The 23,913-nt window shown below is 45.1% G+C and carries 12 protein-coding genes; 5 read left to right on the forward strand and 7 right to left on the reverse strand.

Annotated features, from left to right (window positions below; all coding sequences use genetic code 11):
- Positions 1–40: 40 nt before the first annotated feature.
- Positions 41–205 (reverse strand): hypothetical protein, encoded by a 165-nt coding sequence (locus tag AABA21_RS05710; protein WP_338248026.1) that lies wholly within the window; start codon positions 203–205, stop codon positions 41–43.
- Between the two features lie 950 nt (positions 206–1,155).
- On the opposite strand from AABA21_RS05710, the gene AABA21_RS05715 reads away from it, so the two are divergent.
- From AABA21_RS05715 to AABA21_RS05725, 3 genes are all read left to right on the forward strand, one after another.
- Entirely contained in the window at positions 1,156–3,543 is a 2,388-nt protein-coding gene (locus AABA21_RS05715; protein WP_338248027.1) for an AAA family ATPase, read from the forward strand.
- Positions 3,540–5,813: a hypothetical protein gene (locus AABA21_RS05720; RefSeq protein WP_338248028.1), complete on the forward strand. Its 2,274-nt coding sequence runs from the start codon at positions 3,540–3,542 to the stop codon at positions 5,811–5,813. Before AABA21_RS05715 ends, AABA21_RS05720 begins: the two co-directional genes overlap by 4 nt.
- 96 nt (positions 5,814–5,909) lie before the next feature.
- A complete protein-coding gene (locus AABA21_RS05725) occupies positions 5,910–6,785 on the forward strand; it encodes a hypothetical protein (RefSeq protein ID WP_338248029.1) in 876 nt (291 codons plus the stop codon).
- A gap of 36 nt (positions 6,786–6,821) precedes the next feature.
- On the opposite strand, the gene AABA21_RS05730 is transcribed toward AABA21_RS05725, so the two are convergent.
- The 5 genes from AABA21_RS05730 to AABA21_RS05745 form a co-directional block, all read right to left on the reverse strand.
- Positions 6,822–9,155 carry a DEAD/DEAH box helicase gene (locus AABA21_RS05730; protein ID WP_338248030.1) on the reverse strand — a complete coding sequence of 778 codons (2,334 nt, stop codon included), beginning with the start codon at positions 9,153–9,155 and terminating at the stop codon, positions 6,822–6,824.
- Positions 9,152–10,507, reverse strand: a complete 1,356-nt coding sequence (locus AABA21_RS05735) for an ATP-binding protein (protein ID WP_338248031.1) — start codon at positions 10,505–10,507, stop codon at positions 9,152–9,154. The genes AABA21_RS05730 and AABA21_RS05735 overlap by 4 nt, the downstream gene beginning before the upstream one ends.
- Before the next feature lie 10 nt (positions 10,508–10,517).
- Complete coding sequence (locus AABA21_RS05740; protein WP_338248032.1) at positions 10,518–15,986, reverse strand: TerB N-terminal domain-containing protein; 5,469 nt, start codon at positions 15,984–15,986, stop codon at positions 10,518–10,520.
- 635 nt (positions 15,987–16,621) lie between these two features.
- The gene (locus AABA21_RS39280; protein ID WP_420917098.1) at positions 16,622–16,867 is read right to left on the reverse strand and encodes a BREX system ATP-binding domain-containing protein; all 246 of its coding nucleotides are present in this window, start codon (positions 16,865–16,867) and stop codon (positions 16,622–16,624) included.
- Positions 16,868–16,877: 10 nt separating this feature from the next.
- Entirely contained in the window at positions 16,878–20,807 is a 3,930-nt protein-coding gene (locus AABA21_RS05745; protein WP_338248033.1) for a tellurite resistance TerB C-terminal domain-containing protein, read from the reverse strand.
- A 715-nt stretch (positions 20,808–21,522) separates the two neighbouring features.
- On the opposite strand from AABA21_RS05745, the gene AABA21_RS05750 reads away from it, so the two are divergent.
- Entirely contained in the window at positions 21,523–21,807 is a 285-nt protein-coding gene (locus tag AABA21_RS05750; protein WP_338248034.1) for a nuclease-related domain-containing protein, read from the forward strand.
- A 261-nt stretch (positions 21,808–22,068) separates the two neighbouring features.
- Here AABA21_RS05750 and AABA21_RS05755 read toward each other — a convergent pair whose 3' ends face one another.
- A complete protein-coding gene (locus AABA21_RS05755) occupies positions 22,069–22,296 on the reverse strand; it encodes a DUF4177 domain-containing protein (protein WP_338248035.1) in 228 nt (75 codons plus the stop codon).
- Between the two features lie 781 nt (positions 22,297–23,077).
- On the opposite strand from AABA21_RS05755, the gene AABA21_RS05760 reads away from it, so the two are divergent.
- Entirely contained in the window at positions 23,078–23,911 is an 834-nt protein-coding gene (locus AABA21_RS05760) for a DUF4007 family protein (RefSeq protein WP_338248036.1), read from the forward strand.
- Positions 23,912–23,913: the final 2 nt, after the last annotated feature.

A 23,913-nucleotide genomic window follows, 5' to 3' on the forward strand; every position in this document is an offset into this window, starting at 1 on the left:
CTAGTTGATTAGGCGTCTTACGTAATGTCGCGTGTGCCGTTTACTGTTTCTTCGGGTACTTTTTAGATAGCATTTTCTTGTCTGAGTCTTTTGGGTTATTGTCAACAAGCACAAGATCTCCTGGTTTCCACGTAAAACGATCTACGCGAATCTTGTTGGTTTCTTCGGTGTCTTGTTTTTTTGGATCTTTCTGGTTGTCTGTCATAGTATTTCTCACTTTCTTTTTGGGGCATTGATGTTCCCCAACAATTTTCAAAAGAACGCGATGAACCAAAACGCAAGGAGTTCAGCGATTTTATATTCTAACAAAGGAGAACTGCTGAACATCCGCATCCTGAACTCCTGGGACTAGTGTAATCTATTTCGATGCAGCAAGACAAAGAAGAGGACTTATTTCTATCTATGTATGGTATATCATGAAAAGGCTTGTATACATGACTGCAAAAGCGACTATGCGTTGAGCATGGAAAATTCCTATTAACATCTTAAATTCAAAATATACATAATAAATAATTTTAATCGCAAAATATATAACAAATCATGTGCCAACAAAAAGGGGCTCCATACGAGAGCCTTCCAGAATTAATCGACCTCATAGTGAATGGGTATTCGCCGTACTCAGCGCTTTGTTGGAGCCAGTACGAAGTGCGTAGATTATAGCTCAAAACATCTGCCAATCAGTAACTACATGCCGTCCTCTCTTCGGGTAAAGCGAACGAGCTGAGATCAGGGGTTCCGCTCGTTCCCACAGGGTATCGCTGACTTTACAAAGATACGTTCTTGCCATGCTTTAGGATTTTGCGTGCGCACCAATCTCTACCGAGATACCATACTTGGCTCCAACCGACCAAAGTGGTCGAGAGGAAAGCCATACAAAGTCATTTGGGCGCATCCAATTTTTCATGTTACCTACCATAATTGTAGAAAAAAGCTTTATCTTGCTGCATCTATGAGTTAAAATGCTAATAATTAGTTTTATGCATATATATACTTACATGAGCTTAAATCTATCACCTCCACTGAGGAGCTTACTACGATACAGCTCTTATTTCGTAGTATTTCCGGCGTCTGGGCAGAGAGCGCTCATCCATACTATTGGGAGGAGCAAGCAGACTACTGTCCAACATATTGTCTAGATTGGAAGAAACTCATCGTATGATTACACAACCCCTCGCAGAGATCGCCCAACGATTCCTGAATGATCAGCCCTATATGGAAATTCTGAAACAAAGTGCGAACAGACGTCTACAATCAATACCAGGCATTCAACCAGCACTCCATGAATTCATTCGGGGCGACACAACGTTCGCTCAAATGAGTGCTGTGTTACTGTTGCCACAGAATGGCTGGTACGTCGGAAAAAATAACAGGGGGTATTTCAACACCACGCTGCAGAAGTTCGCCAAACATTATGTTGGAAGTAATCCTGAGGCCAGCGAGCAATTCCGAGCCCTCCTTCAGGATCTCAACGCACGCACTCTGGGACACAAAATCGAACAGTGTTACACGTTTCTGCAGCAGGAGAAAAACCGCTTGCAGGACACAGGACTCAGTGTTCATTCCATAATCAGTCCCATCAGCAGCGCATTTATCATGTCTCAATTCGCGCATTGGCTTGATCCCCAGGGTGAGCTTCTCATCAGCACACAATATGTCCGTGAAAGCACCGTCAAACTGGTCCGAGGCGGCTTGCTCCCCAACCATACAGAGCTCAAGCCGAGCGGATCTGACTTTATCATTCGTACCGGCGCACAATACAGTGCCTTTTTATCGCTCTTCGATGCCGTGAGAGAGGCAGCACCACAGATCACGTCCCTTCTTCCACCCGCCTATTGGCGGGAGTACTTTATCTGGTGGTCGATGAACCATCGGAAAGAGCTGATCACATCCGATACCGTGCTGATGAAAGAGAACGATAATGCGGAACTGCTTTCCAGCACACCGACACAACACCTGCACATGGAAGAACAAGATAGTCTCTCAAGCGAATATCGAGAGAAAGCCGATGATGAGCTTGCATCGCACCGCTCATTGTTTATAGAACATGAACCACTCCTACCTATCCCAGAACCATGGCTATCAGAAAATATTCGTGAGGTCCAGCGCCATATTCTGGTCGATGAGCAGGTAATCCGGCGAATCTACCATGCACTCTTATCTGGACATGTCATTCTGACAGGCCCTCCGGGAACGGGTAAAACGGATCTGGCGCGCATCATTCCTGAAGTCCTCTGGCGAAGCCCAATGGCAGCCGACTCGGAACACATGGATGAAGCAGAGGGTCCCGAAGCTAATGGCGCGCCGGGGGATGCCAATAACATTACAGAGACAGCCTATACCACTCGCCTGGTGACGGCAACCGACGATTGGAGTACCCGGACCTTGATCAGCGGTATCGTCCCACATCAGAAAGATGGTCAGGTAAGCTATAGAATCCAGTATGGGCACCTGACCACAGCCATCATGAAAAACTGGTCCTTCCAGGGTGAGCGAACAGAGGATTGGAGCATGCTATCACTCCAGCGCACACGTGTCACCACAACGAATAGCCTGGCCCGTGGCATTACACAGACCTTCAAGGGGCAATGGCTGGTCATTGATGAGTTCAATCGGGCACCGATCGACCGGGCGCTGGGTGATGCCCTGACCGCTCTGGGTGGACACAACGTCTTGCGCGTGGGCATCGAGAGCGGAAGCGCGGAACTGCCTATCCCTCTGGATTTCCGCATCATCGGATCGCTTAATAGCTTTGATCGCAACTATCTCAACCAGATCAGTGAAGCGCTCAAACGACGCTTCGCCTTCATCGAGATCCTGCCGCCAACGCGCGCCTATCGCCGTGAGGAACAGAGTATCGTCCTGTATAAAGCGCTCCGGGACCTAAAACACCTCAACCAGGACATTACCATCGAAGAGAATGCGGTGACGTGGGCAGGTGTCGTCACCATCCAATCAGATGCGGAGGGAATCTATCAGTGTGATTGGGACCAAGAACATCCTCTGTTTACACTCTTCTACCAAGTTGCCTGGCCCATCTTTGAGGTTCTGCGCATCTATCGCCAATTGGGCACAGCTCAGGCTATTACGCTAATACGCCAATGGCTCACTCCGGGGATCTTACGGGCGTTTACGACCGCAGACCAATGGATGGGGGCGCTAGATACTGCCTTCTGCGACATCATCGCCGATCAGCTCCAGGTCTTGCTCCCCGACGAGTTAGATGTTTTGATCTGGTATCTCAAGTTTGACGCTGAGACGTTTAGCCAGCGATATCAGCAAGTTCTGGATAAGCTCGTGCTCAAACCACGTCGCCTGGGCGCGCACCTGGATGCCCTGAGCATGCTGGTCGACGAACGTGGGCAGCCCTTCTTGTGCGATGAAGACATTGAGCACTACACCGATCCTGATGAGGACGAGGAACTGGAAGAAATCGTGATCGAGCAGGACATCCTGGATCAGGTCTTCCACCTCGACCATCCAGCCTATCACCTTCCTCACTTCGTGCGTCGTCTACGGACCTATAAAGCGGAGCATGGCCTATGAGCATCACTACTACACCCATCAAAACACAGGCCAGCGCAGAGGCATGGTCACAGTATCTGCAGCGACGCGTGATGCGTCTGCTGCTACTGCACGATCAGCATCTCTTTCAAGGGGCATTTCGCACCTTTTTCGCCGGGAGCAGTTTGACAGCGATACCTATTTTTCAGTTGTATGATGAACACATCAAACTGCTCACCTATAGCGGCGATCTGCTCAGCGACATCCTGCCCCGTATCAAGCAGCAGTGGAAGCAGCAGGTCGATCACCTGACACGGCAGGAAGAGACCCCCACCCGCGGCGAGATCGATTGGACACGGACCCTGACGCGCACTTTTCATGAGGCCCCGAACCAGCCTCCATTGCGCTTCGACACCATTCAGCAGCTACGGCACAGCAGCATTCCCGAAAATATCCTGGTCGTCGCCATCCTGCGTCACCTTCGTCAGACAGTGCGCACCATCCTCAACAGAGATCAGCAGGAGGAACTCTTCACTACCCAGGAGCGCCAGCAGCTGGTCACGATCGACGAACAGCTCGAACGTGAGCTGGCAGCGCCTGACCTGCGCACCCTCATAGGGGAAGCCAGTCGCTACGACCTGGAGACGCTCGTCCAGCACGTTACCAAACGGCTGCGATCAGGAGTCAACGCCTACCGTGACCTGCTCTTGTGGTGGGAAGAGTTCAGCGCTCTTCACATTGGTCAAGGTCATGATCAACGGCATCAGACCTTAGGAAGCAGGCGCAAAGGTGAGCAGGCCGATCAATGGCTCTACGAAGTATGGATCGCCCTGGAGATTTTGACTCTGTTGCAGCAGGAGCAGGCCATTCTGCCCGAGACCCTCAGTATTGAGGTTGATCGTCTAACCTGTAGCTTCACCTGGAATGAACAGCACTACCGTTTCTCCTTCCAGCGCCAGCAGGTTCCCACCAGTGGCACGCAAGCGGGATGGAGACATGTCCCGCTTGCGCATCCCAATTTCACCATCGAGCGTGAACAACCGCTCACCATAGAATACAAGGAAACCATCATCTGGCAAGAGCCGCCGTTTGTCATGCTCGCAGCGTACTCCACACGAACTAATAGCGCCGCCAGGTGCAGCGAAGCCATCCAACGGCTTATGGGAAGCATGCAGCTCCATCATGCCACCCACGGAGCGATCTTTTTCCCGCCTCTGCAAGAACCGCCTCAAGGCCAACACGTCACCCGTGAAGTAATCCATGATGAGCAGACGTATGCGCCTGGCACTACCAGGCAAACCAGCATCTCCTTTTATAAGCTCACACCCGACGTGCCCAACACGATCCTTCAGGAGCGGCTCCATGCGACCATTACACACGCCATTGCCTGTTTACCTGAACGAGAACAACTAGCCTGCCACGGCATTATGCTTGATGGGGATAGCGTCAACTGCAGTCATGACACAACCCTACCCTACAACGTGATCTGCCCCAAGCCCCATATCGGCAGAGGCGTCTTCGACCTGGTCAATCGAGAACAACACTGCAACCAGGATCCTAGAGTCTGCCATGCTATCGAGCGAATCACCTTCTTACCCAGTATCAAACGGGCCAACAACCTGGACGAGTTGAAACAGCGCATCAGTGAGTTCCGCACCTTCGGCGAGCAGTTGAAAGAACAGGCCAAGCAGGGGCAAACGGAACAACAGCGCAGCGAAATCCTCAACACCATCGGGGAAATGATTGAGAAATACGTCCAGACGCGCGGCAGCGTCGCGCTCCAGGAAAAATATTATCGCGATTTACTCTTTGGCGAATACTGGAAGCAACATCCGAGATGCCTGGCTGAAGAAACCCGCAACATTCTCCTCAGTGGCGAATATGTCTGGGACGAGTACCAAGAAACGGGACTCCGGGATTGGGCCGCGCCAGCTATCCAATATTGCCGCGCCTTAGAGCGAGAACTCAAACGTCGCCTCTATGATCCAGATCAAGCCAGCTATAACCTCTCAGTCAGGTGGACAATTGGCACCCCATCCTACCTGTATAGCAATCGCTCAGGGAAATCGGCCGATCGCCAGAACTGGCAAGTCCTTTTAGAACGAGCCAGCAAATCTGGGACAGCGGAACGTGAACTAGAAGCTATCATGAGACGTCTCACTGTTGAGAAAATGGCAGACCTGCGCAACGGTTTAGCTCATGGCAGGCCGGTTGATCAGCAGACAGCGCAAGCCATCAAAGACATCATCATTGGCCGGAAAGGAGAACAGGGCATCCTGTGCTGGCTCGCGGAGCACATTGACATTAAATAAAGGAACCATTATTGTGCTATAAGGTGCCGTTATGCTCATTACAATACCGATTTGGGCATAACACCTTGTGGCACTAAAATTAAAGAAGTAGATACAATGAATTATATGAGCTCGACATGGGCCAATCTGGAATGGGGTCCTTGGATTTCATTCACCGACAACGAGGCATGGAAAACTCTCCCGGCAGATGCAGGCCTATACCGTATCCGCGCAACTACGCGAGATGAACTTTTCTATATCGGTGAAACTGGTCGAAACCTGCGCGAACGTATAGGATCATTGCGCACAAATAGCCAGAAAAAAACAATGCCATTTAACGACCCACATACAGCTGCCCCGGCGTTATGGGCGTGGAACGATTCGGACCAGCTACACTATGAATGTTCGGCAACAGTTATTCATGATAGAGAGAGTATCCAGGACCCCACAAGAACACTTAGAGGATTAAAGTGTTATCTGCTCTGGCGCTATCGATTAGAACGAGGGAAGTCAGTGTTGTGCAATCATGGTCATTTCCCTGCACGCTATATGAAATCAAAAAACAGGAGCGACGGATATCAGGGCGAACAACTCCCAGATGATGCCCCAGATAATCCCGCGAGCGGTCCCAGCTATCCTCCGCTCAAACTCATAGGAAATCCCTTTGATGAAAAAGAATGGATGAGTGGCTTGGATTGGAGCGCGTTTCTTCCCTTACATGCACAGATTACAAAAACACTCCAGCCAACATCAGGCGTCTATCGCATTCTCACCTTAGAGAACCATGATGTCTTTGAAATAGGCAAGACGACAAATCTGCAGCGGATCCCAACACATCCTCAGAAAAATTGGGACCATCTGCAACCCCTTTTTTCCTATGCTCCGCTCGAATACAAAACACCACTATTTCAACTTCTAGAAATAGAAAATGACCTGCTGGGTGGATTTTATGCCCTCACGAAGCATCTACCAACAATTGTATCGGCCTTTTAAACTACAATCAAAACAGATCATATAAGCTATTATTTGCTAAGTACAGGTTGCTAACCATTGCATTGTTCCTGGAACATCAAGAACATCATTCACATAAGCTTTCTCCAATAAAACGCGAGGGGCCAGATAGTCGTACTTTCCACGCCACAGAAATATGTCTTTTAACTTTGATATCATGGCATTCACCAAATCAGGTATCTGGGGGCTCAGTGCTTGCAACTCGGTCAGAACATCTGCGCTATTGCCTTTGTGAGAGATTTCTAAATAATAGTTACAGTCAGAGCTGTAACTACACCAGCCCATATGCATCAGAATGTAAAAAAGCGTTTTATAAATGCGCCATCCAGTCCAGGGAAACAAGAGGAAACGTCCAGGTTCCAAAGAGACAACGCAACTGGAAAGCCAATCAGATCGCCTGGCAAAATCGCGAATTAAAGATAAGCGTTGCCTCGCAAGGGGAGAGAGATATGGATATACTATCTCCTCCTGTAAAATCCGGCGCAGACGTAGCATCATCTGTTTATGAAATTGGAGTTCTCCATGGGTCTTCCAGTTTTGCTCAACGACCCCTTTAGCTCGCTCTACATGCACAATTTTCTTACGGTCATCGACCGAGATAACTCGCCACGCATATCCAGCCAGACCGATGATACCCTCCACCTCAGGCACGCGTTGGATCGTACCAACTTCCTGTGCACCTGCCAGCACACGGAACTCCTGCTCGTTGGCAAAAATAGCATAAAAAGAATAATGATTGGTGAGTTGAGCGCCTTTCATACCCACAATGAGCGTTCCCTCATCCATGCGCGCAATATGATCAAGGGATATCAGGTGTTGAAGAAAAAGACGATATTCATCTAATGTCACCGATTGGAAAGGTACCAGGGTCAGGATAGACTGGGCTAATTGAGATGGCACTAATTCTGTTCTTGCCCGCAGAACACTCATTGTCTGCTGATAGAGCAGGCTCAATGGCATCGTAGGAATATCTGGAGGCTCGATCCATCGTTCTTCTAGATAGAGCTGAATGATAGCAAGTGTCTGGAGAAACTCCCAGGGTATTTGTTCCCATTGGGAGTGGGCACCTGCTTTATTGTCCAGATACTCAAACGTATAAAGGCACATGCGAGATGGTGCTCCGCGACGACCGGAACGCCCCAATCTTTGCACAAAACTGGATACAGAATGCGGCGCGTTGACTTGAATTGTTACATCAAGATGCCCAATATCAATACCCAATTCCAGGGAAGATGTTGCAATGACGCTTGACTGTTGAGCCTGTTCACGCATGCGCATCTCAGCAAATTCCCGCAAGCTGGCGGCAATACTGCTATGATGAACAAAATACCAGTCCATACCAGGCCGTTGTTGGCTCAAGCGGTGGCGAAGCTCGGCTGCAATACGTTCAGCCTTATTTCGACGATTCGCAAAAACCAGCGTCTTTTGGTAACGCATCGTAATAGCAAAAAGATCATCATAATAATCTTGGATATCTTGCTGTAACTCCCAACGCACATCAGGAGGTTCAGTGGATATCGATCCTTCTGGAATCTCTTGTTGTGAACTAGGGCTTATCGGCGGAGAAGCCGTGCGGCGAGAATACAAGCCAATGTCTTCCGGAGCTACATCCGCATAGAAGGCCTTTTCCTCTGAAGCCAGCACAATGTGATTGACACGCAGTTCAATTCGTCGTCCTTGCGTCGACTCCGTCACGAGGCGTGCGTGGGTCTGAAATTGAGAGCTGCTTTGAAGCCATCGCAACGCCACGTCAACATCTCCAATAGTTGCTGACAACCCAATACGCCGAACGGGGCGGCGAATAGCACGTTCCAGGCGTTGAAGATGACAAAGTACCTGCTGACCGCGTTCGGTACCAATGAAGGCATGGATCTCATCAATAATAATGAAACGTAAATCCCCAAAGATTATGCCCAGTTCACCGGCACGATTCATAAACATCGCTTCCATCGATTCGGGAGTGATCTGCAAAATACCGCGGGGCTGTTTTAAAAAGCGCTTTTTTTGATGATATGCAATATCTCCATGCCACCCCTGAATGGGAAGATCTGATCGCCCATACAACAAACCTTCGATGCGCTCAAACTGATCATTGATCAGTGCTTTAAGCGGCCCTATATAAAGGATTCCGACAGACTGCGCTGGCGATTGATCTAACAACGTTAAGGCTGGAAGCATAGCTGCTTCAGTTTTGCCGCTGGCAGTGCCACTCATAATCAACACATGATCGTCTGTGTCCATGATCGCGGGAATAGCGGCTTTTTGAATACTACGCAAATCTGCCCAACCGTTCTGATAAATATATTCTTGAATGAACGGCGCTAACCGCGTAAAGGGATCACCTGTGCTCATAGGGTAAATCCGGAAAAGTAAGAGTCGTCATCGAGAATTTCATTCTGTGGTGTTAATTCATCTGGATTTGATTGCTCGCGGGAAGCAACAAAATCACGTTTGTGAATAATATCAGAGAACGCAATGGTATTATCCCGCCTCATCATTTCCAACACAGCGATTAAATCACGTGTTATCTCGCGCGGCGTAAGAAATTGATTGGCGCCTACCTGTGCTGTTACAACTTCCATAAACTCCTGAATATCGCTGTCAGTAATCGCAGAAGTGTAATGGTAGTGAAGAGCATGGATACGGCAGAGCTTTTGAAGGAGGACAAAAAGCTCTTCATTGGTAAGCGTGTCCAGGCGAATAATGGGTCCTGCAAATGAACGGCGGCCATTTTGAGCAAAGCGGCTCTCCTGCAAGCGAGAGCGAAGTGCTTCATAACTATACAATCCACGTTTAGGATCTTCAACAAGTTGCGGGGTGCCACTGAAAATCAATCCGATATGTTGGGCTACGCCTTGATTAACGTCGTTAAATAGCGTTAATAACTGCTCGTAGTTATTGTTACGTGAAACAGTATTGCTAATTTTGTAGAGGTTGACGGCTTCATCAAAAAAGATAATCAGTCCTTTATAACCGATCAACTGGAAAAAGGACGCAAAAAGCTTGAGATAGTTATACCAGTTTTTATCTGTCACCATCGAGTTGACTTGCAGATCAAAACGAACTTCGTTCAGTAATTGATATTCACCACGCAACCAACGTATCGCATGCTCCATTTTTACGTCATCTCCGGCCTGATACGCACGCCAGTATAAGGAAAGTACGCGTGCAAAATCGAAACTATTTGATAAAAAGCTGATCGAGCGGAGAGTCTCCGACACCTTCTGTTCAACCAGAAAGTTAAACCTGGGATTATCAGGCAACAGCTCAGAGGATCGCATTACCTGTTCCTGGATAGTATTCATCCAATGCTCAAGCAGCGGAGCAAAAGCACCACCTTCAGGACGTGTGCGAATGGCCATATTCTTCAGTAATTCACGGTAGAGGCTAACTCCCTGGCCAGCGGTTCCGGTCAAACGTCGTTCAGCGCTGAGATCAGCATCAGCAACCACAAAGTTGCGTTGGAGCGCGTAATTGCGGATAACCTGAAGCATAAAACTTTTACCCGAGCCATAAGGGCCTACCAGCAGGCGGAAACTCCCTCCACCCTGGGCAACCCTGTAGTCCAGGTCATCAAGCATTGCCTCGATTTCTGCACCGCGACCAACCACCACATGTTCAAGTCCAATACGCGGTGTAACACCATTGCTAAATGCTTGCAGAATCGCGCTACTATGGCGTGGCGAAATTTTACGCTCACTCATAAAAACCTACCTATCTACTTTTAGAAGAAAGATACCAATTAACCAGAATGCTAACAGTTTCATGCAGATGTTGAGGAATAAGACGTGTATCAGGATCAACTAACAAATCCCCAAGTTGCTCATCAACCGGCAAATTAATCTCGTCAATCAGTCGAGAAACAGGGCGACGAACTTTGCGTTCCACCGTAATCAACTGTGCATATTGTTCCTGATAAAGCAATATGATTATTTCCCAATGCTCAGGCTGCCAGTGTTGTACAATACCCTTCCAATCTTCATCCACCTCTAAATCAGAATCAGCGATAGTATTGATCACTGAGGTGATAAGCTCTACCTCTGCTGTAGGTGTAAATTGTGGGGATTGTTCTACCTGAACTTCTTCCTCTACATCAATAGTTAATCGAACTTGCAGTTGATCAGATTCTGCCCGTAACTTTGAAATAGCCTCTGTATCCAGTGGCCTAGCAGGTTGGCCCCATGACGTACGAGTTGGCTTCTCATTTTCAACCATCAATTCGGCAGATTTCTCTACCTTTACAAGAGCAGAACCCACCGTTGTGAACGTTATTTCTTCAGATTCTTGCTTTTCCCCAGGAGTTGGAAATTCTCGTTTCACAGCCTCAATTGTGCTTGAGAAAGTAGTCCAGGCTTTATACACATTTTTATCTAAAACTTCACTACACTTAGCGAACTTACTCATACCAAAATCACCCAGTTTAGGAGTATATCCAAGAGCTTCTTCTAGCTGCACATACCAGAAGCTAAATTCTGCGAGTTGGTTCAATTGGTAATATCGTCTTTCCACGGTATACGGATCCCGGAGGGCCGGTTGAGGCTTTACTGCATCTTCTTTGAGCGTATTGAAAACAGCTAAAGCAAACGCTAGTCTATCAAAGGGCATAATAGCAACGCGTTGAGGCTGCAAGGGTGATTGCTCTCGAATTGCCTCATACAATTTTCTTACATCACCACCAAACCAGTAATTCGTAGCATTTTTAGCATCTTTTGCAAACTGCTTAGCTGTAGGTGGCGCACCTCCTCTATTGTCAACGGAAAATCTATAAGAGATTTTAACTTTACGAATTTCCGCTTCCCAACGCTCGTGTATATATCTATCTAGATATGCCTCCGCCCATAGTCGCCGATAATAAGAAATAATATTTCGTATTCCTTCAAAGCCACCTCGACGTGCATCATCGCCTGTTGAGTATACTCGATCAAGCTTTACACTAGCCGTTCCTAGATCTTTAAAGAGATGTTCATTTATCGGCATTCCCATATCTTTGAGTATTTGGATTTCTTTCCTATAAAAATCCTCTAATCCACTCAAGTCATCGAGATATAACGAACCTTCGCAAAAGAACCAAGCATTAAGTGCACAGCTATGCCAGAAGCTTAACGCTACGCCAAATGCCTTTGTGAGAATCTCATGTGGGAAAGGTTCGCTGACAATACTCTCTGGCCAGCGAGGCAACATAGTAGTTCCCCACAGTTGTTCAACCTCGGAGAGAAGGTTGGCAGGTAAGTGCCGCTGATAGAGCGGATATGGGTCTGGTTTATAAAACTGACAACGGTGTTCAAAGCCGATCGAGAGAGGATCTGTAATTGGACCCCAATGAAGTGGTGTCATTCCCTCTGCCTGGCGTGCATGAATCTCATCGAAATGGTACCAGTATTGCTTCAAAACAGCGACACGCTGCTCAATAGCAGAAATATGAACGGATTGCAGTTCGCTGCCAGTGGGCGAGGGAACAACATTTGTAGTTATAGGCTTTCTCTGAGCAGTTTTATTTAAATGAGTATCCTCTTTTCGCGCATTCTTAGACAGTTGGGAATCGAACTGACCTATAATCCCCACTGATATTGCAGAAACCGGAATAGGACGAAGAGTTTTTTGGTATTGTTCTTTTCCTCCTAACTTCTCATCTTGCTCCCGTAGTTTTGAAATAGTCTCCTGGTCCGCTTCATCAGCAAGGTGGTTTGCTGATAGAGATGCAGAGTTTTGGATAGGCGATCTGTTTACCAATATTGACTCAATCACCTCTTGCCAACTAAGATCAATTGTTGGAACAAAGGGTTGTACAGTCTTTTGATGCATTTTCCGCTGAATATGGTCTGCATATTTAAGGATCCCTAACAATGCATAGCGTAGTTCAGCATTACCAAAGGCTGCATTGACTTCGGCAATCACCACATGAGCATACGTATGCTCCATTAATACACCGTTGAAAGGTTTCCTCACAACAGCAAACGATGTACCTTTACCGTAACGGGTAATCAGCGCAGGTCTATCAAATTTTGAGCTGAGATGTTCGTCAACCGCTGCAACCGCAAGTCGATAACCCTCATCAAGCGCATTCTTTTGTCGCATTTTCTGGTAAAATTTTGTTTGGGTATTAAAACCAACCAATTTATAGAGTACTGTCGCAGGTATTTGCGCCCAATCAGCTCCTTGACGTAACCATGCCTCTGCGATCAATTGTGCATCTGTATCGCAATCAGGAACGGTTAACACCTGAGCATACCACTGCATTGGAGTCAATGATAAGTTATGAACAGCACAGAAATCAGCAATCCAGGGTACCAGATATTGATCCAACAAAGGAAAACTATCACGATAATTTTTCCATAACGCAATAAGCCGCTCACATGCCTGAGTAGGGTTCGTAAAGCCGATGCATTCCAACGCTTCATAGGTATGGATAAGGATATATCCAACATCAGTTTCGGGATATAGGCCTGAGCGAATCTCATTGCGCCAATAGAAGTACCATGCGAGTTGCCTCGTATCCATGAGCGTATAATCAGAATGATAGTGCTTAAATTTTTCTATGGAGACAGGCTCATGTGCCCTATCTTTCCATTGCCGAGCTTGTTCCCAGAAAGAGAGTGCTTCCGTATTTGCAGTGGATAAGGCTGGTTCTTTCTCCTGGCTCTGTTCGGCATCTAACCTGCTAGTTTTCTCCTCTTGTAGCTTTACCTTGTCCGGTATTTGCTTAGCCTCTGTATTGGATACATCTCTAGATCCTTTAGAGGAATGAGCTTCTTGTCGAATTATGAATGAAAAAGAGCGCCGCTCTTCCTCATTCTCAACAGTCAGACGCTCTTGCAATTGTTCTGATTCCTGATGCAACTGAGAAATAATCTTCTGATTCAGCTCAATCGTATGACGTTTGGGCAGCAACGTCTGATTGAAATTTGTGCTTTCAATAACTCTTTCTTCAGTTTCTCGGTGCGGAACTATTATAGTTCTTGGAAAGGCATCTGGTAGAGGCCGCATTACATTACCAGTCTCAACTGAGATCTGTTCAAGGGGTAATTGGATATCATTGCTATGTCTAGTGTATAGTTGCTTCAGCTCCCGCTTGGCTTTCTCCTGCAGGAGATAAAGAAGTAGGGAAAGCGGTGCCTGAAACATTAAAACCAACGATTGCTGCTCCGTGAGAGCTACAGAACTCTGCAAAGGAACTGACGATTTGCTTATCAATGTTGGCTCAATTGTCTCGTGCCAACTCGCATCTTTATTAGGGACTCTGCCACTAATCGATATAGACTGGGCGGAAGAAGAAAGTGCACCGGATTGCTCCCGCTTTTCGTCTTGATTAAATAGTGACAACGATTTTGTATTCTTTACATCTTTTTTATCCACCAACTTTTGAGATGCTGACTCCGATGCAACTATAAAGTTTGCATTCGGCTTCCTGACTTGGGCCAGCTGCTCATTTAACTTTTCACTGGTTACGGTTGCGTTTTCGCTGACCTGATGCAGATCAAAAAGATAAACCGAACAGAAGCTTTTATAATATTTCTCCGGTATATGCAATGCCCATAGAAAAGACGGAATAAACTGCTCTCGCGAAGTAATTGAGGCGAGTGTCCATTGCGAATTTAGCTGGGAGATCTTTTGGGATGCAGCATGCTCATCCCACAATCGACCCTGCTCCTGGAAGATTACCAGGGTCCATGAATTAAACATGAGCCTGGGTTCATCTCGCAAGGTCACAGGCGAGGCCACAATCACATGACTCTTGATAGTAGAATTATTTATCGCGCGTGTAACCGAACCTTTTTTGTTAGAAGGAACCAACCAGAGGATACGAGCCTGGCTATTGTCTCGTAGCAAATTCTCACAAGCATTGATAAAAATCGGTATGCAGACTGGTGAATCAGCAATAATACAACCAGGTACTCCATAATAGCGCAATTGCTCCAGAACTACTTTACCACGCTCAACCGGCGTTGCTCCTCTTAAATGGATATCACGAGGAATGGGTTGTTGCCTGGCAAAATCAAGATGCAGAGCATCAAGCCCCATCACCTCTTCTAATGGTAACACTCTTTCCGTTAGATGTCGTTGAATAAATTTAAACAGATTGTCTGAGTTCTCTGGCCACTCAAACCAGATATTATTCTGATAAGCAAAACGCTGCTTTTGCTGATATACAACTGATAATGACCTCATGTTAACGGTCTGCTGTTGATACGTATAATGAGCAGATGCAACATACCTGCCAATACCATTTTCATACGTATGCACATAATACGTCGAAGGCTTCAGAGTAGCGACCGACACAATAGGAACAGCTTGAGTGATCTTTGTAGCCATGTCTTCGCTCAGCAAACGATATTGCCGCAATACAGGCAATTGCTGGCGAATAAAAGCGGGAATGTCATATTCCTGAATGGAAACGGTGGAGTGAGTCGACAATAAGTAAAGCATTACAGGAGTTAATGCCTGGTGAGAAAATCGAATAATAGCCTGATCGGAGATCAAATTATCGGACTGCTGGTGAGGAATAGGTTTGAAGGGCAGCAATTGGCGATAGTTGCATTGTAATAGAAGTGCTAATCTACTACTACTTGCTTCGGTGACAATTACTTGCGCTGAAAAGTCAGTAACATGCTGAAAGTCAACGCGGATATGCAGGTAGTGCTGCAATGAAGGGTTAATGGTTTGGAACAAACCATTGACCTGCTGCACAGGCACTATGAGATTTCTCAGTTGAGAATCGACCTCAGTGGGTGGATTAGTGCTCAACGACCAAACCTTTTTCCCCTTTTGAAACCAACCCATCCCTAGATAACGGTCTGCACCTTCATAATGGCCTTCAATTCGAACCAACGAATAATTAAGTGTCCAAACCAACGTAAGATCCTGAAGGTCACTTACTTCTTCTAGCTCAGCCAAAGCTGATGAGTCCATAATAAACTTTTTAGAAACCAGAGGCGTAAGAGCTTGCCATACCTGTTTAATCAATGGGTATGGTTGAGGACCTACAAATAGCTGGTACTTCTCAATCCACCCGGCAAGAGGTTCGGGTAATAAACGTTGTAGGCCTGAGGTATGCCAGTCGGGCTGCAATTGATTGTTTTTATATAAGTGGACTTCAATACCACCATCTACAATTACAAATTTGAGCACGATGGGAGAAAGCCAGGGAAACATTTTTGATAAAAAAGAAGGACGAATATTTTCCATGATCGTGTCACCATTGAACAACATTTATGCGAACGCCTAAATGTATTTCTCCATCAATAGCTATTTAAAATAAACTCAGCATTCGACACCTAAGTAGTCTTTGTACCTTGAAAAAACGACACTTATGGGGCCTATATCCATGCTGGTCACTTAATCATCTAACTTATGGGAATTAGTTATAAGAACGGCTATTACGTCAGCTAGCAGTTTCAAGCGCTTCTACCCATCTTAAGTATGAGCTTCAACGCACGATAAAAATTATGGATAGAGCTGGCACCCTCGTATTAATTGTGTGTTTTTAATTATACAGACTATTTACCATTAAATCTCGAACTTTTCAATAAGCGCCATAGATAATCCCATGGAGCACTAAAATTGTCAAGTATATGTTTCTCCAAGGTTTAAATTTATGAATACTTTACGGTTGCCAACAGTACTCACCCACCTAGACAACGGTATCTAGCCTTACTTCTTTCACCATTGGTATTCTAATAGAGTTATATTTATCTTATTTTATTACATAATCGGTAATTTTAGCTCATTAGATTCTATAACTGCTAATACTTGTATACGCTTTATAAATATGTCATATTTTTTTGTACTACATGTATATATTCTCACTTTAAATTCAAAAATTATATTTTTCCTCTCTTAAGAGGGTGTATCACGACTGCGCTGCGCGCCGTAGCAGTCATCGGCTTCCTCCTCACCTCCCGGCTCAAAAATTTCTCCTTCAACGAGCTACGCGACGACTGACATGCCTCGATTTCTGCACTGCGACCAACAATAACATGTTCAAGGCCAATACGCGGTGTAACACCATTGCTAAATGCTTGCAGAATCGCGCTACCATGGCGTGGCGAAATTTTACGCTCACGCATAAAAATCTACCTATCTACTCTGAGAAGAAAGATACCAATTAACTAGAATGCTAACAGTCGCATGCAGGTGTTGAGAAATAAGACGTGTATCAGGATCAACTAACAAATCCCCAAGTTGCTCATCAACCGGCAAATTAATCTCGTCAATCAGTCGAGAAACAGGACGATGGGCTTTGCGTTCCACCGTAATCAACTGTGCATATTGCTCCTGATAAAGCAATAGGATCATTTCCCAATGTTCAGGCTGCCACTGTTGAAGAATGTTCTTCCAATCCTCATCTATCTCTGCAATCGAAGCAGTTGCATCCAGAGAAACAAGCTCTGAAGTAGCCTCATTCAAAGGAACAGATTCTGAATCGGTTACATCGGGAGAGACAACAACAGGATCGCTAATACCCATAGGATGCAGCGGCTGCTGTTCTGTTTCTTCCTCTATAAGCAGTCGCATCAGTAACTTTTCAGATTCTTCCTGCAACTTCGAAACAGCCGCTGAATCTAATTTAATAGCAGGAGGCGGCACCACTGGAGATTTAGCACTAATACTCTCGGAGGCTTGTTGGATGGTTTCTGGCGCTCTCCTTAAAACAGGGGAGGCCTTAGCAGGCGACGGAGTAGTAGAAGGAACAGGAGTAATTGACGGCATTTGTTTTGAGCTATGGGACTCTGTATGTTGGGAGGTACTTATTTTTATTGACGTTGCTTTTTTTGCATCCTCGATCGCACGTGCAAAGAGAGACCAGGCTTTATTGATGTCTGTATGTAAAACAGTCCGCTCCTGGCTAAATTTGCCAATTCCAAAATTTTGCAGTGTAGGTCTATATCCAAGGGCTTCTTCTAACTGCACATACCAGAAACTCAAGACAACCAGTTTGTTTAATTGGTAAAACTCACGTTCCGCGTTGTTTTTAGCAACAGGTGTATCCGAAGAATTCCGCTTGTTTATCTCTTTCATCGATGAGCTTTTTAGTTCACTAAGTTTAGTAAAAACCATAGAAGCAAAGAGCAATTTATTCGCTGGCAAAATAGCACAGTACTGTGATTGAAATGGCGCCTCCTTTTGTATTGCTGTACACAACTCATTTATATTGCCACCAAACCAATGATTGGTCGCCTTTACCACTGCTTTGACAAATTTCTTCGCTTCAGGTAGAGTTACTTGCGTTCCAATATAAAGATCATAGGCATGTCTTGCTCCAGAAAGCTCCAGTTCTCTGCGTTGATCAAGATACTGATCCAAGTATTGCTCTGCCCACTGGCGTCGATAAGACGAGATGATATCTCTTAATACTCCAAACCCATCTCTACGAGTACGATAACTCTTGGTAAAGGTGGTGGCCGTACCCGATTCTTCCGGGTTTTTCAAAAATGATTGTGGCTTACCCAATTGAGCCTCTGCTTTTATCAATTTGTCAAAGAGCTGTTCATTGATTGGCGTCCCCATTTCTTTGAGCGCCTGAACTTCCTTGCGTAAATACGCTTCCAGGCCAGCCAGATCAGTACGAAAAGAAGGCCCTTCACAATAAAACCAGGCAGTCAGTGCACAACCATGCCAAAATTTTAATGCTGGTCCAAACGTTTCTGCCAGGAGCATGTGTGGGAAAGGCTCACTGAGAACACGCTCAGGCCAGCGAATGTGCATAGTCGTTCCCCATAGCTGATTAATTTCAGCAAGAAGAGGAGGCGGTAATAATTGCTGGTAAAGATGAAATTGGTATGGCTCACGAAAATGAAAACGGTTATCAATGTTAAACATGCGGGAATCTTCAACCATTCCCCAAAGCGGCTTCATACCCGAGGCCTGGCGTGCATGAATGTCATCAAAAGCATGCCAGTAGCGTTTCATGGCAGCGATACGAGATAGGTCACATTGCTCATTTTGAATTGGGAAACTTTGAGTATACGTACGTTGTGACGTAGCCACCACCTCAATTTCCTTGTTAAGAGTTATCCTGGATTGATTGGCAGGTGTAGAGGAACTTAATAAGGAGGCAATGTGAGACCGGACTTCGTCCTCATCAATCAAGCGCTTTCTCCGTTGTTCTGGTCCCTGCGGATTTACCAGCTTTTTCATCACAGAAGCTGATTTAGCTATCTGGGGCTCTTTGTTTGAGATGGTTGCAGATGCTGGCTTCGGTGCTACTATAGGATTTACATTCGGTTTCCTGGCTGGAGCCTGCTGCTCATTTGACCTTTCACTGGCTACGGTTGCGTTTTCACTGCTCTGATGCAGATCAAAAAGATATGCCGAACAGAATTCTTTGTAATATTTCTCCGGTACATGCAATACCCTCAGAGAAGATGGACTAAACCGATCTCGCGAAGTAACTGAAGCGAGTGCCCATTGCGAATTTAGCTGGGAGATCTGTCTGGATTGAGCATAGTTATCCCACAGTTGATCCTGCTCTTGAAAGATTACTAACGTCCATGAAATAGACATCAGTCCGGGATCAGCTCGCAAGATCACAGGCGAGACCACAATCACATGCCCTTTTATCGTAGAATTATTTATTGTACGTTTGACAGAATCCCTTCTATGAGAAGGCACAAGCCAGAGGATACACGCTTGATGATTGTCTCGCAGCAAATTCTCACAGGCATTGATGAAGATGGGTACACTAACTGCTGTTTCTGCAATAATGCAACCAGGTATTCCATAATAGCGCAACTGCTCAAAAACAGCTTTACCACGTTCAATGGGCGCCGCTCCTCTTAAGTGAATATTGCCAGGAATAGATTGTTGCTTCGCAAAATCAGGATGCAGAGCATCAAGCCCCATTACCTCTTCCAATGGTAATACCGTTGCCACCGGACGCCGTTGGATATCCTCAAAAAGATTACTCGAGTGCTCTGGCCACTCAAACCAGACATTATTCTGACAAATAAAGCGCTGCTTTTGCTGATATGCAACTACTAATGGTTTCATGTAAATTGTCTGCTGTTGATATTTATAGTGCGCGACAGCAGTATGCTTACCAATGCCATTTTCATATGTATGCACATAATAAATAGAAGGTTTCAACGTAGCGATGGATACAAGAGGAATAGATTGGGTGATCCTTGTTATCATGTCTTCGCTTAGTAAGCGGTATTGTCGCAATACAGGCAGCTGCTGGCTAATAAATGAAGGGATATCATCTCGATAAATGGAAACGGTAGATCCAACTGATAGCAGATAAAGCATCACAGGGGTCAATGCCTGGTATGGGAAACGAATGATAGCCTGGTTGGCTACAAACATATCCGATTGCACCTGGGGTATCGGTCTGATCGGCAGCAATTGGAGGTAGTTACATTGTAAAGCAAGCGCTAATCTATTACTGCGTGCTTCGGCAACAATGACCTGCGCCGAGAAGTCAGTAACGTACTGAAAGTCGACGCGCACAGGGAGATATTGCTGCAATGAAGGGTTGGTGGTATGAAAAAGAAAATCGGCTTGCTGCACAGGCACCATGAGGTTTCTAAGCTGTGCATCAACCTCATTTGACGGTTCGGTGCTCAATGACCAGATCTTTTCCCCTCGTTGAAACCATCCCATTCCCAAATAGCGATCTGCGCCTTCGTAGTGCCCTTCAATACGAAATAATGAGGTATTAAGTGTCCACACTAATACAAAGTCGCGAGGTTGACTTATTTCTTCCAATCTAGCAAAAAAAGATGTATCAACAATAAAATTTTCCGATGCAAAAGGCATGAGATTTTGGATTAATAGTCTGATCACAGGATACGGTTGAGGGCCCATAGACATACGGTGATTATCAATCCACCAGTTAAGCGGACCAGGCAATGCGCGACGAAGATCTGGAGAATCCCAGTCGTGTAACAATCGATAGCCTCTATATATTTGGATTATGATACCACCATCTATGGCTACAAATTTCACTACTATAGGAGGAAGCCAGGGAAATAAATCTGATAAAAACGAAGAATGCGTATTTTCCATAATTATTATCACCGCATGGAAATCTTTATGCTGACGCCTGAAAATGCCTCTCCATAAATATTATTTCAGCTAAACTCAGCTTTTGATGCTTTAATAGCCTCTATATTTTGTGACAAAAAGCTACACTGTCGGACTCCATATCTATGCCAGCCTTATCTTCTAACTTATGGGGGTAGTTATAAAAACGGCTATGAAGTTCCAGGTGCTTTTAGCTATCTTAAAGCTGAACTTCAACGCACAATAAAAATTACAAATAAATCCGGCACCCTCAGATTAATTGCGTGTTTTTAATTATACAGACTATTTAACCATTAAATCTTGACATTTTCAATAAGGCGCCATAGATAATCCCATGAAGCATTAAAATTTCCAAGGATGTGTTCTTTTGAATTTACATTTATAAGTACCTTACAGCTGTAGCCAAAAATCTACCCGCCTAGACAACAGCATCTATCTCTACTCCTTCTGCCATTGGCATCCTAAAGGAGTTATATTGAGCTTATTTTATTACATGATCGGTACTTTTAGCTTACCAGATTCTATAGCTGCTGATACTTGTATACGTTTTATAAACATGCTATATTCTTTGCACTACATGTATGTATTCCCACTTTAAATTCAAAAATGATATTTTTCCTCTCTTAAGAGAACGTATCACTAAAATGACACACTATCACTCACATTGGAAACTGAAAATACACAAGGAGCATGTATAGTGGCCGAATTAATAAGTGCGGGGCCATCTTCTTTTGCTACCGAGGGAGAACGCCAGGCTGCGGCAATATTACAGCAATACCTTCCTGCCGATTGGATCGTTATTTGTAATAAGATTCTTCCGACCAATGATGGTCGTTCATTTGAAATTGACTTTATCGTTATTGGCAAAAACTGGGTCTTTCTGTTGGATGAGATGGCGTTGGCAACAGAGGATACGGCGACTCTGGTAATTCTGCTCTATATAGCACTAGTGGAGGAGGTGGTATGGGTATCGTATTTGTAGGCTACATAAGAATTCTTCAATGATGGTGAGTCGTCTACATGGTCAGGTTCAGGCGTTGATGCTTGAGGCAGATTTTGTTCCGTGCTAGCCGGCTCTAAATGATAAAGGGGTGATGCAGGCAATGTGAATTCGTACTTCTTTGCGGATTTTCGCTGCGGCTTTTCTTCAACTCCTGCTTCCTCAGGTAGTGGAGGCGGAACTACATCATTGGTAGTAGTGCTACTGGTAGTAACGTCCGTAGCAGGTATGGTCCACGCATTATCAGCGAGAACGGTTTTTTTCTGGCACTGACTTTGTTTGCTGACCCGCCATACTCTTTTCGTAGATAACCGTTAATTGAGAAACACGATTGAAGGCCTGTTTGGTAGGAACAATATTGACGACACGCCATCCCTCCCTCTGCCACTTCTTTAAATCCTTTTCGAAACGGTGTTGGGCGTTGCTCATGCCATCTTTATAAATAATGACTTTTTGCTGAGTCTCGGGCATAAAAGATAACTCCAATAAAATTTAAACTGAATAATATAAATATTGATGAGTTTATAGCATGTTTTTTCCTGTTAAACTCATGCAATTTATAAACGACGTGGGTACAAGTTTTTTGTGGCAACCAAGTTTTTAGCTAAATTTTTTCCTAGAGAGGATAAACCTTCTCTCTAATCAATGCCCTTACGCAAGTGTTTTAAAGGGTACCCGCTGCATAAGGTAAATATTTAAGAGAAAACGATAATTCGAGCTCATTTTCTCTTGGGAACTAGAGCACTATCTGGAGCGTACGGTTCAGCATTGTCCTACTTGCACGTTATGAAATAAATGCCGCCGGTAAAAAAGACACTCAAACTAGGTACATCTAAAAATACTATATCCAATTACCACTGTAGAGCCAAAGAGTTAATGTACTAGCATATTGAGTAACTAGTCTATTGATGTGTACTCAGCATACCTACAAATTATTTCTATCCAGAATACACCCTCTCCACAAGCATTGATACACCTATAAAAACACTGAAATAGGAAGATGATAAATAATTAAACATTGATAGTAAGGTATTGCCTAGCAAGTAATTTCAGTGGTAAAATAACTTTAAATACACCTAATTACTCATCAATACTCAAATTTACTAGAAAGTGGCAACAGGGGAAAGAGTATTCCCTCTTTACATGTGCATCAAAAATGACTAGATTAATTTGCACTTAGTGCGTTTCTGTTTTACCATACTACGTGCATTTCTATAACAACCATCTATATGGAATTGTATAGGAGTTGACCATGGGAAAAACTATGGGGTTTTTTCAGAATTTCAACCTGGACTTACGCCGATTGAGTGATGCTCTCATTTATATCCAGGACAACCCGACGGCAAGTCAAGAAGACTTAGCTCGCGGTATGAGCGTAAATAAGCCAGTCGCAGCTGGATTTTCAGGCTGGCTTCGTCATACAGGATTGGCAAACATCGTGGGTAATGGCGATACACTGGCAAAGAAAAGTTACCAACTGACTCAATTTGGACAACTTGTAGCTCGCTATGATCCTACACTTGCCAATTTGGGAACTCAATGGATTTTGCATTATTATTTATCAGTGAAACGGGACGAAGCATCCGATGCCTGGTATGTTTTAATTAATCATTATTTGCCTTTTCAGACTAACTTTACAGGCGATAAATTTCAAGCTTATTTCGAAAATATGATGGAAACAGACGCGAAAAACCGCTCTGCTCTCACGAAAGATCCAGCATCGGCCCTGTACACATATGTGCGACCAGATGCCTTAGCAAAACTGCATATTTTAGAGAAACAGAACAATACCTATTTAGTCAGTCGACCCAATTATCCATCCCCTCTTATTGTTGGATATATGTTATTCGACTGGTGGCAACATCGCTATGATTATACAAATACTCTCCGCTTCTCTCAGCTTTGTAATGAAGAAGAGAGCATCGGCCGGATTTGCCTGGCTGATGTCAGCCAGGTGAGGCGTTTTATTACAGACCTGACTGGACTAGGATATCTGAGTTTCTCTGATACACAACATGAACCAGTAAATCGTCTCCGGCAGCTTCAGGCGAGTAGCCTGCTTGAACGGTATTATGAACAACGATGAGC

It is taken from the genome of Dictyobacter halimunensis (assembly GCF_036245075.1).